This window comes from Asanoa sp. NPDC049573, from assembly GCF_040676615.1.
In the GTDB taxonomy this organism is placed as follows: domain Bacteria; phylum Actinomycetota; class Actinomycetes; order Mycobacteriales; family Micromonosporaceae; genus Asanoa.
In genome coordinates, this window is the sequence record NZ_JBFAPI010000008.1 from 105,223 (window position 1) to 117,920 (window position 12,698).

Consider the following 12,698-nt stretch of genomic DNA (forward strand, 5'->3'; position numbering starts at 1 on the left):
CAGGTTAGTCGCCCGTCTTCTTCGCCGCAGTCGACTTCTTCGGCGCCGCCTTCTTCGCCGCGGTCGTCTTCTTGGCCGCGGTGGCCTTCTTGGCGGTCGTCTTCTTGGCCGCGGTCTTCTTGGCGGTGCCCGTGGCCGACTTGGTGGCCGCCTTCTTCGCCGCCTTCTTACGCGGCGCCGGGCCCTTGGCCCGCTTCTCGGCCAGCATCTCCGACGCCTGCTCGATGGAGAGCGACTCGGGCGTCTGGCCGCGGCGCAACGACGCGTTGACCTCGCCGTCGGTCACGTAGGGGCCGAACCGGCCGTCTTTGATCACCAACGGCAGCTCGGTCAGCGGGTCGGGGCCCATCTCGCGCAGCGGCGGGGCCGCGGCCCGGCGCTGGCGGGTCTTCGGTGCCGCGAGCAGTGCCTTGGCCTCGTCGAGGGTGACCGTGAAGAGCTTGTCTTCGGACTCGAGCGACCGGAACTCGTCGCCCTTCTTCACGTAGGGGCCGTAGCGGCCGGACGCCGCCAGGATCTCCACGCCGTCGTCGTCTTTGCCGACTAGCCGGGGCAGCGACAGCAGCCGCAGCGCCTCTTCGAGCGAGAGCGTCTCCGGGGAGTGCGACTTGAACAGCGACGCGTTGCGCTCGCCGCTGGAGACGTAGGGCCCGTAGCGGCCGGACTTGAGGACGATGTCTTCGCCCGTCTCCGGGTGGGTGCCCAGGTTGCGCTCGCCACCGCCGCCGAGGAACAGCTCGTCGACCTTCTCCGGCGTCAGCTCGTCGGGTGCCAGGCCCTCGGGGATCGACGCGCGGTCTTCGTGGTCGCTGCCGTCACCGTTGCCGTTGGCCGACGGGTGCTCGGCACCGCGCTGCAGGTAGGGACCGTAGCGGCCCACCCGGACCACGATGTCGCGGCCGTGGTCGTCTTTGAACAGCGGGATCGAGTTGACGCTGCGCGCGTCGATCTCGCTGAGGTTGTCGGTGACCAGCCGCTTGAGGCCGCCCGAGGCGGCGATCGTGCCGTCGGCGGAGACGTCACTGCCGAAGTAGAACGAGGTCAGGAAGTCGGCCGCGGCCATGTCGCCGCCGGCGATCTCGTCGAGCTCGTTCTCCATCGCCGCGGTGAAGTTGTAGTCGACCAGCCGGGGGTAGTGCCCCTCGAGCAGGCCTATCACCGCGAACGCCAGGAACGACGGGATCAGCGCCTGGCCGCGCTTGACCACGTAGCCGCGGTCCTGGATGGTCGCCATGATCGACGCGTAGGTCGACGGGCGGCCGATGCCAAGCTCTTCGAGGGCCTTGACCAGCGACGCCTCCGTGTAGCGCGACGGCGGCTGGGTGCTGTGGCCGAGCGCCTCGAGCTGCTCGGCGGTCAGCGGCTGGTCCTTGACCAGGTTGGGCAGCCGGCGCTCGGCGTCTTCCGCCTCGGCCGACTCGTCGTCGGAGGACTCCACGTAGGCGCGCAGGAAACCGGGGTCGGTGATGGTCTTGCCGGTGGCGCCGAAGTCGGCCTCTTCACCCGCGCTGGAGACCGCCCGGATCCGGATCGACACCGACATGCCGACCGCGTCGGTCATCTGCGACGCGATCGTGCGCCGCCAGATCAGCTCGTAGAGCTTGAACTCTTCGGTCGACAGCTCGCCCGCGACCTCACCGGGGGTGCGGAAGTGGTCGCCGGCGGGGCGGATCGCCTCGTGCGCCTCCTGCGCGTTCTTCACCTTGCCGGTGTAGCGGCGCGGCTCCGGCGGGACGCTGCCCTGACCGTAGAGCTCGGCGATCTGCCGGCGGGCGGCCGCGATGGCGGTCTCCGACAGGTTGACCGAGTCTGTACGCATATAGGTGATGTAGCCGTTTTCGTACAAACGCTGCGCGGTGCGCATTGTCTGTTGTGAAGAGAAACGCAGCTTGCGCGCCGCCTCCTGCTGGAGCGTGGAGGTGATGAACGGCGCATACGGCTTGCGCCGGTAGGGCTTCTCCTCCACCCGGGTGACAGTGAACGGCCGCCCGTCCAGGCGGGCGGCCAGGCCTCGGGCGCCGTCGGCGTCGAGATGCACGACCGCGGCTCCCGGCCTCACCCGGCCCGTCGTGGGCTCGAAGTCTTTGCCGGTGGCGACCCGGTCGCCGTCGAGCGCGACCAGGGTGGCGGTGAACGTGCGCGGGCCCTCCTTGGCCGCTGCCGCGTCGACCGCGAGCAGCGCCTGGATGTCCCAGTAGTCGGCGGAGCGGAACGCCATCCGCTGGCGCTCGCGCTCGACCACGATGCGGGTCGCCACCGACTGCACCCGGCCCGCCGAGAGCCGCGGCATGACCTTCTTCCAGAGGACCGGCGACACCTCGTAGCCGTAGAGACGGTCGAGGATCCGCCGCGCCTCCTGGGCGTCGACGAGGTCGCGGTCGATGTCGCGGGGATTGGCCACCGCGGCCTGGATCGCCTGCCGGGTGATCTCGTGGAAAACCATCCGCTTGACCGGGACCTTGGGCTTGAGGGTCTCGACCAGGTGCCAGGCGATCGCCTCGCCCTCGCGGTCCTCATCCGTCGCGAGAAAGACCTCGTCGACCTCCTTGGCCAGCTTGGTCAGCTTGGTGATCTGCTGCTTGCGGTCGGCGGAGACGACATAGAGGGCCGCGAAGCCGTTGTCGACGTCGACGCCGAGGCGGGCCCAGGGCTCCTTCTTATATTTGGCCGGCACGTCCGCGGCGTTGCGCGGCAGGTCACGGACGTGACCCAGGCTGGCCTCCACCACGTACCCCGGGCCGAGATAGCCCGAGATCGTCTTGGCCTTCGCCGGTGACTCGACGATGACAAGACGGGTGCTCCTGGCGTTGCTCGGCACTGCACTCCCTCACATGTTCGTGGATGTCCAAGGTAACGCGCGGCGTGGTGGCGAGGTCGCGATACGGAGGCGACCCGTGGCCTGGACGCAGCGTCACGCTGGACGGCGACACCGTACACCCAGGTAGAAGGGTGACGGGTGCCACCGCACCGGAACCGGTGTCGATCGAACAGTTGAACAACGCGTTCACCCTGGCCAGCATTCCTGCGGTGCGGGAGATGGACGATCACCGACAAGCTCGCCCAGCCGGGCCAGCCGGCGCCGGCCGGTCACCCGGTAGGCGGGTCCGCCGGCGCGCGGGCCGAGCAGCGCGGCGGGCAGGCCGACCGCGGCCAGCGCGGCGCCGACCTGGTCCCACTGCCCCTCGTCGTTGGCGCCCAACCGGAGGGTATAGCCCGCGTCGTCCGGTGCGCCCGCCGCTGCCACCCATAGCCGGAGTCTTCGCCCATCCAGGAAAAAACCGGGCGGCGGGCGCTTAACCGCGCCGCGCAGCCAGGCGACGCCGAGGGTCGCGAGGGCGGTGGAATATGAGGTACGCACGCCCAGGTGCCCGTCGACCTCGGTGGGCGACCAGGTCGGCGCCAGCCCGCGCAAGGTCAGCTCGGCGACCAGCACGTGCACCCGCCAACCGGCGTCGACCACCACCGAGACCCGGGCGGTGCCGCCCATCCGCACCACCTGGCCCGGGCCGGCGAGCAGGCCCGCGAGGTCACCCGGCGTCGGTTCGCGGGCCTCGACGCCGAACAGCGAGAGCTGCCGCGGCGTCAGCGACACTCCGGGACCTCATCGAAGGCGCGCACCAACTCCGGGGAGTCGAGCTTGCTGGTGTCCAGCGCGCTGGCGTCGTACTCCTTGTTGAGGGTTTCGACCGCCGCACCGACCTCGTCGTAGAAGGCCGGGCCGGTGTCGAGTCCCTCGATCGTGCGCTTGGCCTTGCCGTAGGCATCGCGGACCGCGGCCAGCGAGCCGACGAAACCGCTGGCCACCGGCGCGCCCTGATCGACGTCGGGCACACCGGCCCGTTCCACCGAGACGCGCGCCTTCTCGCTGGCCGTCTCGGCCCCGCCCAGCAGCCGGACCAGGTTCTCCTTGGCCTGCGCCGGGGTGGTCTTGGCGGTCATCTGCTGCTGCGTGCCCGAGGTGAGGGTGTCGATCTCGTCGCGCCAGGGGCCCAGCGCGTCGCAGACGTCCGCCGCCCAGGCCTGCGGTGCCGGCCCGCCGCCGCAGCCGGCGAGCGCCAGCAACACCAGCACGGCGAGCATGACTGCGCGGGGGGAACGCATGCCGTGCAGCATAGAAGCAACGGCACCCGGTTGACGCGCTGCGTCAACCGGGTGCCGCTGCGGAGCAGCTTGGAAGCAAAGACCCCCGGCTGACGCGACCGCGTCAACCGGGGGCTCCGCTCACTGGGCGCCGGGTCAGACGTTCACCCGCTCCTCTTCGGACGCGCCCGCGTCCTCACCGGCTTTTCCCGCTTCGGCCTCCGACATGGCGACCGGCTTGCGCTTGCTGAACAGCACGGCGCCGACGATGACCGCGACCGCGGCGACGGCGATGCCGACCCGCAGGCCGGTGTTGGCGTCGTCGCCGACGCTGAACGTGATGACGGCCGGCGCGATCAGCAGCGCGACCAGGTTCATCACCTTGATCAGCGGGTTGATGGCCGGGCCGGCGGTGTCCTTGAACGGGTCACCGACGGTGTCACCGATGACGGTCGCGGCGTGGGCCTCGGAGCCCTTGCCGCCGTAGTGACCGTCTTCGACCAGCTTCTTCGCGTTGTCCCAGGCGCCACCGGAGTTGGCCAGGAACACCGCCATCAGCGTGCCGGCACCGATCGCACCGGCCAGGTAGCAGGCCAGGGCGCCGGCACCGAGGCCGAAGCCGACCGCGATCGGCGCGAGGATCGCCAGCAGACCCGGGGTGATCAGCTCGCGCTGCGCGTCCCGGGTGCAGATGTCGACGACCTTGCCGTACTCGGGCCGCTGGGTGCGGTCCATGATGCCCGGGAACTCCCGGAACTGGCGGCGCACTTCGACCACGACCGCACCCGCCGACCGGGCCACCGCGTTGATCGCGAGGCCGGAGAACAGGAACACCACCGCGGCGCCGACGATCAGGCCGACCAGGTTCCGCGGGTTGCTGATGTTCAGCAGGTTGAGGATGTAGTTGTCGACGTCGCCGATGCCGGCGTCGCCGAGCGACGACGACAGCGAGTTGGTGTAGGAGCCGAACAGCGCGGTCGCGGCGAGGACGGCCGTAGCGATCGCGATGCCCTTGGTGATGGCCTTCGTGGTGTTGCCGACCGCGTCGAGCTCGGTCAGCGTCTTCGCGCCGGCCTCGTCGATGTCACCGGACATCTCGGCGATGCCCTGCGCGTTGTCGGAGATCGGCCCGAAGGTGTCCATCGCGACGATGACGCCGACGGTGGTCAGCAGGCCGGTGCCGGCCAGCGCGACCGCGAACAGCGACAGCGTCAGCGAGCCGCCGCCGAGCAGGAACGCACCGAACACGCCGGCGCCGATCAGCAGCGCCGAGTAGACGGCCGACTCGAGGCCGACGGAGATGCCGGCCAGCACGACGGTCGCCGCCCCGGTCTGCGAGGCCCTGCCGATGTCTTGCACCGGACGGCGCTGGACCTCGGTGAAGTAGCCCGTCAGCGCCTGGATGGCGGCGGCGAGCACGATGCCGATGACGACCGCGCCGATGGCGACCCAGCGCGGGTCGCGGGTGATCGCGGCGACCGACGGGTCGACGCCCTCGAAGTCGGCGAACGACGGCTTGAGGTAGAACCAGGAGACCACCGCGACCGCGACGGCGGAGATCACCGCCGAGATGTAGAAGGCGCGGTTGATCGCCTGCAGGCCGTTGCGGTCCGAGGCGCGCAGCCGGGTGATGAACACGCCGATGATCGCGATGATCGCGCCGATGCCCGAGACGATCAGCGGGAAGACCAGACCGTCCTGGCCGAAGGCGGCCCGGCCCAGGATCAGGGCGGCGACCAGGGTCACGGCGTACGACTCGAACAGGTCGGCCGCCATGCCGGCGCAGTCACCGACGTTGTCGCCCACGTTGTCGGCGATGGTCGCCGCGTTGCGCGGGTCGTCCTCCGGGATGCCCTGCTCGACCTTGCCGACCAGGTCGGCGCCGACGTCGGCGGCCTTGGTGAAGATGCCGCCGCCGACCCGCATGAACATCGCGAGCAGAGCGGCGCCGAAGCCGAAGCCTTCGAGCACGGTCGGCGCGTTGCCCTTGTAGAGCAGCACGACGACGGTCGCGCCGACCAGGCCGAGGCCGACGGTCAGGAAGCCGACGACGCCACCGGTGCGGAACGCGATCTGCATCGCCTTCTCGCGACCGCCTTCGGACTCCCGGGCAGCGGCCGCGACGCGCAGGTTGGCGCGGGTCGCCAGCGCCATGCCGGCACCGCCGATGAACGCGCTGAACACGGCGCCGACGACGAAGAACGCCGACCGGCCGAGCTTGACCATCGTCTCGTTGCCGTCAACGCCGTGTACCGGCAGGATGAACAGCAGGATCACGGCGATCACTACGAAGATCGCAAGCGTTCTGAACTGGCGGCGCAGGTACGCTGAAGCGCCCTCCTGCACAGCAGCAGCGATCTCCTGCATGTTGGTGGTGCCCTTACCAGTCGCCAGAACCGTCCTACGCAGTGCGGCCGCGAAGCCAAGCGCCACAAGGGCGATGACCAAGGCAACGATCACGTACGAGAAGTTCGCATTGGTAAGGGACAGCCCGCCGCTTTCGGCGGCCAAGGTCCCGGACATCTATGTCCTCCAATAACCGACCATCGCGCCCTGCCGGAGGACTAGCCCGGCACGGACGTCTCCATGTGGAGAGCAACGACTCACCTGACCACGCGGATGGCGAGGTCAGGGCGTTAGCTGATAACCCGCGTACTCTAGCCGTACACAGTGTTGACATTCACATCGGCGCGGTGTTGTTGGCCACAAACCGTTATCCCGGTCAGCGCGCGACGGGCCACACCATGCGTACTTCGGTGCCGATCCCGTCGTCGACGGGACGCACCTGGAGATCCTCCACGAACCCGGCGAGCAGGGCGAACCCGACACCGACTGTCAGCGCCTCGTCGGTCAGCGACTCGTTGGCGAGCTCGTCCGGCGGCAGCGCGGCGATGCCGAGACCGGCCTCGATCGGCGCGCGGTCGATGACCCGCACGACGTAGTTGCCCCCGTCGGACATCTCGACCAGCACGAGATCGGCCAGTCCGTACTGCCGGTGCAGCGCGACCGCCCGGGTGCACGCCTCACCGATCGCGAGCCGCACCTCGTCGAGCAGTTCCTCGGCGACCCCGGCGCGCCGGGCCACCGCCACGCCGACCAGGCGGGCGGTGCGCACGTGGACCGGAGCCGGAGAGAACGAGAGACGAACAGTTGCCATCACGCGGCCGGACCGGCCTCGGTCGCCGCGTCGACGGTCGCGTACAGCGGGAAGACCTGGTCGAGGGCGGTGATCCGGAAGATCTTCAGCAACGGCTCCTTGTCGCACACGAGGCTGAGCCCGCCGCCCGCGGCACGCAGCCGCTTGAGCGCGCCGACCAGCACACCGAGACCGGTGGAGTCGAGGAAGTCGACCCGGCCGAGGTCGACGACGATTTGCGTCGCGCCGCCGTCGACCAACTCGATGAGCCGCTCGCGTAGGCGGGGAGCCGTGTAGACGTCGACCTCGCCGCCGACCTCCAGGACCGTGTGCTCGCTCTGGGTCCGGGTCGAGAGCGACAGCTCCATCGAACGCCTCCCGTGGTGGTGGTCGTCGGGTTGACCTAACCGTTCGGTCGACCCCGATCTAACCATCGACACGCTGTGCATGCAGCGACGACCCGACCCGGCGTCGACTGATCAGTACATCAGTGCGAGAGTGCAGGCATGACCACCGCGGTTGGGGCGCCGGCAGCGCTGCTCGCCGGCATGTTGGCCCGGCCGCCGGTCACCCATGTCGAAGAGGTCGCAGCCCGCACCGGTGACCCCGTCCCGTGGCCGTCGTGGGTGCCGCCGACGGTGGTCTCCGCGTTCCAGGCGCGCGGGGTGACCGCGCCGTGGCGACACCAGGCCGAGGCGGCGTCACTGGCCTTCGACGACCGGCACGTGGTGATCGCGACCGGCACCGCGTCGGGCAAGTCGCTGGCCTACCAGTTGCCGGCCCTGTCGCGCCTGACCCTGGACCCCCGCGCGACGGCCCTCTACCTGGCACCGACCAAGGCCCTCGCCGCCGACCAGTTACGCTCCGTCTCCGGTCTGGCCGTCGAGGGTGTCCGTCCTGCGTGTTATGACGGCGACACGCCGCGCGCCGAGCGGGAGTGGATCCGCCAGCATTCCCGTTTCGTGCTGACAAATCCCGACATGCTGCACCGGAGCATGCTGCCGGGTCATGCCGCCTGGGGCACCTTCCTGCGCCGGCTGTCGGTGGTCGTGGTCGACGAGTGCCACACCTATCGGGGTGTGTTCGGGTCGCACGTCGCACACGTGCTGCGCCGGCTGCGCCGGGCGGCGGCGCGCTACGGGCGCAGCCCCGTGTTCATCCTGGCGTCGGCGACGGCGGGCGACCCGTCGACGGCGGCGGAGCGGTTGACCGGCCTACGCGTCGAGGCGGTCACCGAAGACGCGTCGCCGCGGGGTGGGGTGACCTTCGCGCTCTGGGAACCACCGCTGGAGGCCGCCGCGGTCCGCCGGTCCGCGGTGCGCGAGACGGCCTCGCTGTTGACCGACGCGGTCACCGCCGGCGTACGCACCGTAGCCTTCGTCCGCTCCCGCCGCGGAGCCGAAACGGTCGCGACGATGGCCCGGCGCTCGCTGGCCGAGGTCTCGCCCGACCTGGCCGGGCAGGTCGCCGCCTACCGGGCCGGCTACCTGCGCGAAGAGCGACGCTCACTCGAAGAGGGCCTGCTGTCCGGCTCGCTGCTCGGGCTGGCGTCGACCAACGCCCTGGAGCTGGGCGTCGACCTGGTCGGCCTCGACGCGGTGCTGATCTGCGGCTATCCCGGCACCAGGGCGTCGTTGTGGCAGCAGGCCGGCCGCGCGGGTCGCGCCGGCGGCGACGCGCTGGCGGTGCTGGTGGCGCGCGACGATCCGCTCGACACCTACCTGGTCCATCACCCGGAAGCGTTGTTCGGCCACCCGGTCGAGGCCACGGTCCTGGACCCGTCCAACCCGTACGTCCTCGCACCGCAACTCTGCTGCGCGGCCGCCGAGGGCCCGCTGACCCAGGCCGACCTGTCGCTGTTCGGCCCCGCAGCGAAGCCGGTCCTCGACGAGTTGGTCGCAGCCGGCCTGCTGCGCCGCCGCCCGTCCGGCTGGTACTGGCGCCCCTACAAGCGCCCCGACGTCGACCTACGCGGCAGCGGCGGGCAACCCATCTGCATCGTCGAGTCGTCGACCGGCCGGCTGCTCGGGATGACCGACGCCGGCTCGTCGCACTTCATGCTCCACGACGGCGCGGTCTACCTGCACCAAGGCGCGTCCTACCTGGTCGACTCGCTGGATCTCGACGACGGGTGCGCGCTCGTCCACGCGTCGGAGCCCGACTTCACGACCCATGCCCGCGACGTGACGACGTTGTCGGTGGCCGGGGTCGGTTCGTCGGTGACGGCCGGCCCGGTGTCGATGCACCTGGGCGAGGTCGACGTGACCAGCCAGGTGGTCTCCTACCAGCGGCGTCGCCTCGGCTCGGGTGAGGTCATCGACACCCGCCCGTTGTCGCTGCCGGCCCGCGAGCTGCGAACCGTCGCTGTCTGGTTCACGGTGTCGCCCTCCGCCCTGGCCGATTGCGGGGTGGCCGAGGCGGACATTCCGGGCGCCCTGCACGCGGCCGAGCATGCCGCGATCGGGTTGCTGCCCCTAGTCGCGACGTGCGATCGCTGGGACATCGGCGGCCTGTCCACGGCCGCTCATCCGGACACCGGGCTGCCCACGGTCTTCGTCTACGACGGCCACCCGGGTGGTGCCGGCTTCGCCGAACGCGCCTTCGCGGCGGCGTCGTCCTGGCTCCAGGCGACGCGCGACGTGATCGCGGAGTGCGCCTGCGAGGCCGGTTGCCCGTCGTGCGTCCAGTCGCCCAAGTGCGGCAACGGCAACAACCCCCTGGCCAAAGCCGAGGCCGTGAAGGTCCTCGACGTGGTCCTGTCCAACCTGGCGGTGGCCGGCGACGTCGTGGTCCATCCGGTGACCGCCGCCGCGCCGGTGGCAGCCGAGGAGGCGGTGGCTGCCGCCATCGTCTCGGCCGAGGTCGAGGTACCGGTCGCTGCCGTCCCCTCGGCCGCGGCCATGGCGCCGACCGGCGCGGATGCCACTGACGGGTCCGCCGGCGCGGAGACGTCCGTAGCGACCGGGGCGACCGGCCAGCGCCGGCGCGGCGGCGCCGGCGGGCGGCGTCCGGCGGCGGAACCGCCGGCCGGTCACGAGGCCGGCGCTCCGGCCGAGCCGAAGCTGACCCGGGTGCCGAGTTCGCGCGCCGCCGGCGCGACGAAGCAACCACCGCCCTGGGACGCGCACGTGGCCGCGGCCGTGCGGCACCGCCAAGCTCGCGAGACGCAGGCGCCCCGGCGCGACGAGCTGTCAGCGCTCCGCCAGAACGACGCCGCCCTGACCGAGGAGCGGATCGCCGAGGCCGACGGAGTCGCGTCGTCCGTGCTGGCGGAGGACGCCGCCTAGATCGATCGGGCCGGGCCGGGGGCCGCGCAGGCCCGGGCGGGCCGGAAGCCGGGCCGTGCCGGGGCGGGCCGGGCTGGGGCGGTCCGGAAGCCGGGCGGGGCCGGGGGCGGGCCGGAAGCCGGGCCGGGCCGGGGGCGAGCCGGAAGCCGGGCCGGGCCGGGGGCGAGCCGGAAGCCGGGCCGGGCCGGAAGCCAGGCCGGGACGCCGAACCGGTCCGCGAGGGGTTCGGTGACGGGCTGTTTTCCGCCGGCCGCCGGGTCGGTGATGATGGTGTGATGGCACGTGCGCCCATCGATCACGCAGCGCTCGATTCAGCCCTCCGTCCGTTCGGTGAGTCGACGATGTTGCCGGCGGCGGCCTACCTCGACGAGCGCGTGCTCGCCTGGGAACGGCGCCACCTGTTCGCCGGTTCGTGGGTGCCGGTCGGCCGCACAACGGCCCTGGCCCAGGGCGGCAACCAGCGCGCGGTCACGGTGGGCGACGTCGGTGTGCTGCTGACTTTCGACGGCGGCACGCCGCGGGCGTTCGCCAACGTCTGCCGGCACCGTGGGCACGAGTTGCTGCCTGCCGGCGAGGCCGCGGACCGCCCGGCGGTGCTCTGCCCGTACCACGGCTGGTCCTACGCCCTCGACGGCCGTGTCCGGACCGCTCCCCGGATGGGCCCGACCTTCGACACCACCCCCTACGGCCTGGTCGAACTGCCGGCCGTCGAATGGCACGGCTGGCTGTTCGTCAACGCGACCGGCACCGCGCGGCCGTTCGCCAGCCACATCGGTGCGCTCGCCGCGCACGTCGCGCCGTACCGCCCGGAATCGCTGGTCACCAAGGCCCGCCACCAGTACGAGGTGGCCGCCAACTGGAAGATCGTGGCCGAGAACTACCACGAGTGCTACCACTGCCCACTGATCCACCCCGAACTGTGTGCGGTCTCGCCACCCAACTCGGGCAGCAACTGGCGCGAGCCGGGCGCCTGGGTGGGCGGCTCGATGGACCTGCGCGACCACGCCGAGACGATGTCGCTGGACGGCCGCTCGCACGGCGTGGCCCTCGACGGCGTCGACCCCCGCGTGGTCCGCTACCTCGGCCTCTTCCCCGGCATGCTCATCTCGCTGCATCCCGACTACGTCATGACCCACCTCCTCGAACCGCTGTCGCCGGGCCGCACCCGGATCACCTGCGAGTGGCTCTTCCCGGACGAGGTGACCGATCCGTCCTACGCCGTCGAGTTCTGGGACCTCACCAACCGCCAGGACTGGCAGGCCTGCGAGTCCGTCCACCGTGGTGTGTCGTCGCCACACTTCGTGCCCGGACCGTTGGCGCCCAACGAGAACGCGGTCTACGACTGGGTCACCCTCATCGCCCGCGCCTACCGCGACCCGGCGGCCGAACTCGGCTGACGTCCACTGTGGCTAGGCGACGGGTCCGGCCCGGGCGCGTGCCGTCGCGACGCGCAGCCCGTGCGGCGGCAGGTGGACCATCACGTCGACCGTCACGACCACGTCGAAACCCTGGACGACGCAACGGGTCACGCGGGCGCCGTTGGCCGAAGCGATGTCGGTCGCCCGATCGCAGGCGGCCTCGGGACCCTCGAGGGTGCGTGCGGCGCCGGCCAGTGCACCGAGATCGGCGGCGGTCTGCGCCCGATGTCGCCCGATCGCGGCGACCCCGACCGCCGCGCAGGCCAACCCCAGCAGCACGAACGCCAGACCGACAGCGAGGACCCAGATGGTCGCGGACCCACGATCGATCGACCCGCGGCCACGATGGCTGGGCACACCGGGCGGCCGCCCCTCAGCCGTACGCATATCGCGGGTCCATCCCCTCCGGCTCGCGGGCGGCGACCGCGGTGGCTGATATCTCGATCGCCGGGAGGTGCCCGCCGACGACCCTGGCCGGGGCGCGGACGGTCGCGGTGACCGTGTCGCCGTCGACCTGGACGGTGACGGTGGCGCCGTCCGGCGCCGTACGGCTGGCGGCCAGGGTTCCTTGCTGGCCCCGGGCGGCGGCCAAGGCGGCGTCGCGTGCCGCGTCGGCGCACTGGAGTTTGGTCTGGGTGGCCGCGACCGCGGCTATTCCGACAAAGAGCAGCAGCGCCAACGCCGGTAGGGCCGCTGCCATCTCTGCCGTTGCCGAACCGCGGTCGCGGCCACGGCCCGTCAACCGCGGCCGCACCGGGTCGCGCCGGCCCCGTAGGA

General features: G+C 71.5%; 10 protein-coding genes. 2 read left to right on the forward strand and 8 right to left on the reverse strand.

Going from position 1 to position 12,698, the window contains the following annotated elements; translation table 11 throughout:
• Positions 1–4 precede the first annotated feature (4 nt).
• The 6 genes from topA to AB0J74_RS19805 all read right to left on the reverse strand — a co-directional run bounded on the left by topA (position 5) and on the right by AB0J74_RS19805 (position 7,584).
• Positions 5–2,818 (reverse strand): type I DNA topoisomerase, encoded by a 2,814-nt coding sequence (gene topA / locus AB0J74_RS19780; protein WP_363449822.1) that lies wholly within the window; start codon positions 2,816–2,818, stop codon positions 5–7.
• A 186-nt stretch (positions 2,819–3,004) separates the two neighbouring features.
• Positions 3,005–3,592 (reverse strand): hypothetical protein, encoded by a 588-nt coding sequence (locus AB0J74_RS19785; RefSeq protein WP_363449824.1) that lies wholly within the window; start codon positions 3,590–3,592, stop codon positions 3,005–3,007.
• Entirely contained in the window at positions 3,583–4,080 is a 498-nt protein-coding gene (locus AB0J74_RS19790; RefSeq protein ID WP_363450234.1) for a hypothetical protein, read from the reverse strand. The genes AB0J74_RS19785 and AB0J74_RS19790 overlap by 10 nt, the downstream gene beginning before the upstream one ends.
• Positions 4,081–4,236: 156 nt before the next feature.
• Positions 4,237–6,603: a sodium-translocating pyrophosphatase gene (locus AB0J74_RS19795; protein ID WP_363449826.1), complete on the reverse strand. Its 2,367-nt coding sequence runs from the start codon at positions 6,601–6,603 to the stop codon at positions 4,237–4,239.
• A 199-nt stretch (positions 6,604–6,802) separates the two neighbouring features.
• A complete protein-coding gene (locus tag AB0J74_RS19800; RefSeq protein WP_363449829.1) occupies positions 6,803–7,240 on the reverse strand; it encodes an ATP-binding protein in 438 nt (145 codons plus the stop codon).
• Positions 7,237–7,584, reverse strand: coding sequence for an STAS domain-containing protein (locus AB0J74_RS19805; protein ID WP_363449831.1), 348 nt, complete (start codon positions 7,582–7,584; stop codon positions 7,237–7,239). The genes AB0J74_RS19800 and AB0J74_RS19805 overlap by 4 nt, the downstream gene beginning before the upstream one ends.
• Positions 7,585–7,722: 138 nt before the next feature.
• Between AB0J74_RS19805 and AB0J74_RS19810 the strand changes: the two genes are divergently transcribed.
• A complete protein-coding gene (locus AB0J74_RS19810; RefSeq protein WP_363449833.1) occupies positions 7,723–10,503 on the forward strand; it encodes a DEAD/DEAH box helicase in 2,781 nt (926 codons plus the stop codon).
• 275 nt (positions 10,504–10,778) lie between these two features.
• Positions 10,779–11,900, forward strand: coding sequence for an aromatic ring-hydroxylating dioxygenase subunit alpha (locus AB0J74_RS19815; RefSeq protein ID WP_363449835.1), 1,122 nt, complete (start codon positions 10,779–10,781; stop codon positions 11,898–11,900).
• Between the two features lie 12 nt (positions 11,901–11,912).
• Here the strand turns inward: AB0J74_RS19815 and AB0J74_RS19820 are convergent, their stop codons facing one another.
• Both AB0J74_RS19820 and AB0J74_RS19825 read right to left on the reverse strand, forming a co-directional pair.
• The gene (locus tag AB0J74_RS19820) at positions 11,913–12,308 is read right to left on the reverse strand and encodes an Rv3654c family TadE-like protein (protein ID WP_363449837.1); all 396 of its coding nucleotides are present in this window, start codon (positions 12,306–12,308) and stop codon (positions 11,913–11,915) included.
• A complete protein-coding gene (locus tag AB0J74_RS19825) occupies positions 12,295–12,621 on the reverse strand; it encodes a TadE family type IV pilus minor pilin (RefSeq protein ID WP_363449839.1) in 327 nt (108 codons plus the stop codon). The genes AB0J74_RS19820 and AB0J74_RS19825 overlap by 14 nt, the downstream gene beginning before the upstream one ends.
• Positions 12,622–12,698 lie beyond the last annotated feature (77 nt).

Bases quoted from the DNA above. Each gene is read 5' to 3' on its own strand.
- AB0J74_RS19790 (WP_363450234.1), bottom strand. From the start codon at position 4,080: ATGCTCGCCGTGCTGGTGTTGCTGGCGCTCGCCGGCTGCGGCGGCGGG.
- AB0J74_RS19795 (WP_363449826.1), bottom strand. From the start codon at position 6,603: ATGTCCGGGACCTTGGCCGCCGAAAGCGGCGGGCTGTCCCTTACCAAT.
- AB0J74_RS19805 (WP_363449831.1), bottom strand. From the start codon at position 7,584: ATGGAGCTGTCGCTCTCGACCCGGACCCAGAGCGAGCACACGGTCCTG.
- AB0J74_RS19810 (WP_363449833.1), top strand. From the start codon at position 7,723: ATGACCACCGCGGTTGGGGCGCCGGCAGCGCTGCTCGCCGGCATGTTG.
- AB0J74_RS19815 (WP_363449835.1), top strand. From the start codon at position 10,779: ATGGCACGTGCGCCCATCGATCACGCAGCGCTCGATTCAGCCCTCCGT.
- AB0J74_RS19820 (WP_363449837.1), bottom strand. From the start codon at position 12,308: ATGCGTACGGCTGAGGGGCGGCCGCCCGGTGTGCCCAGCCATCGTGGC.
- AB0J74_RS19825 (WP_363449839.1), bottom strand. From the start codon at position 12,621: ATGGCAGCGGCCCTACCGGCGTTGGCGCTGCTGCTCTTTGTCGGAATA.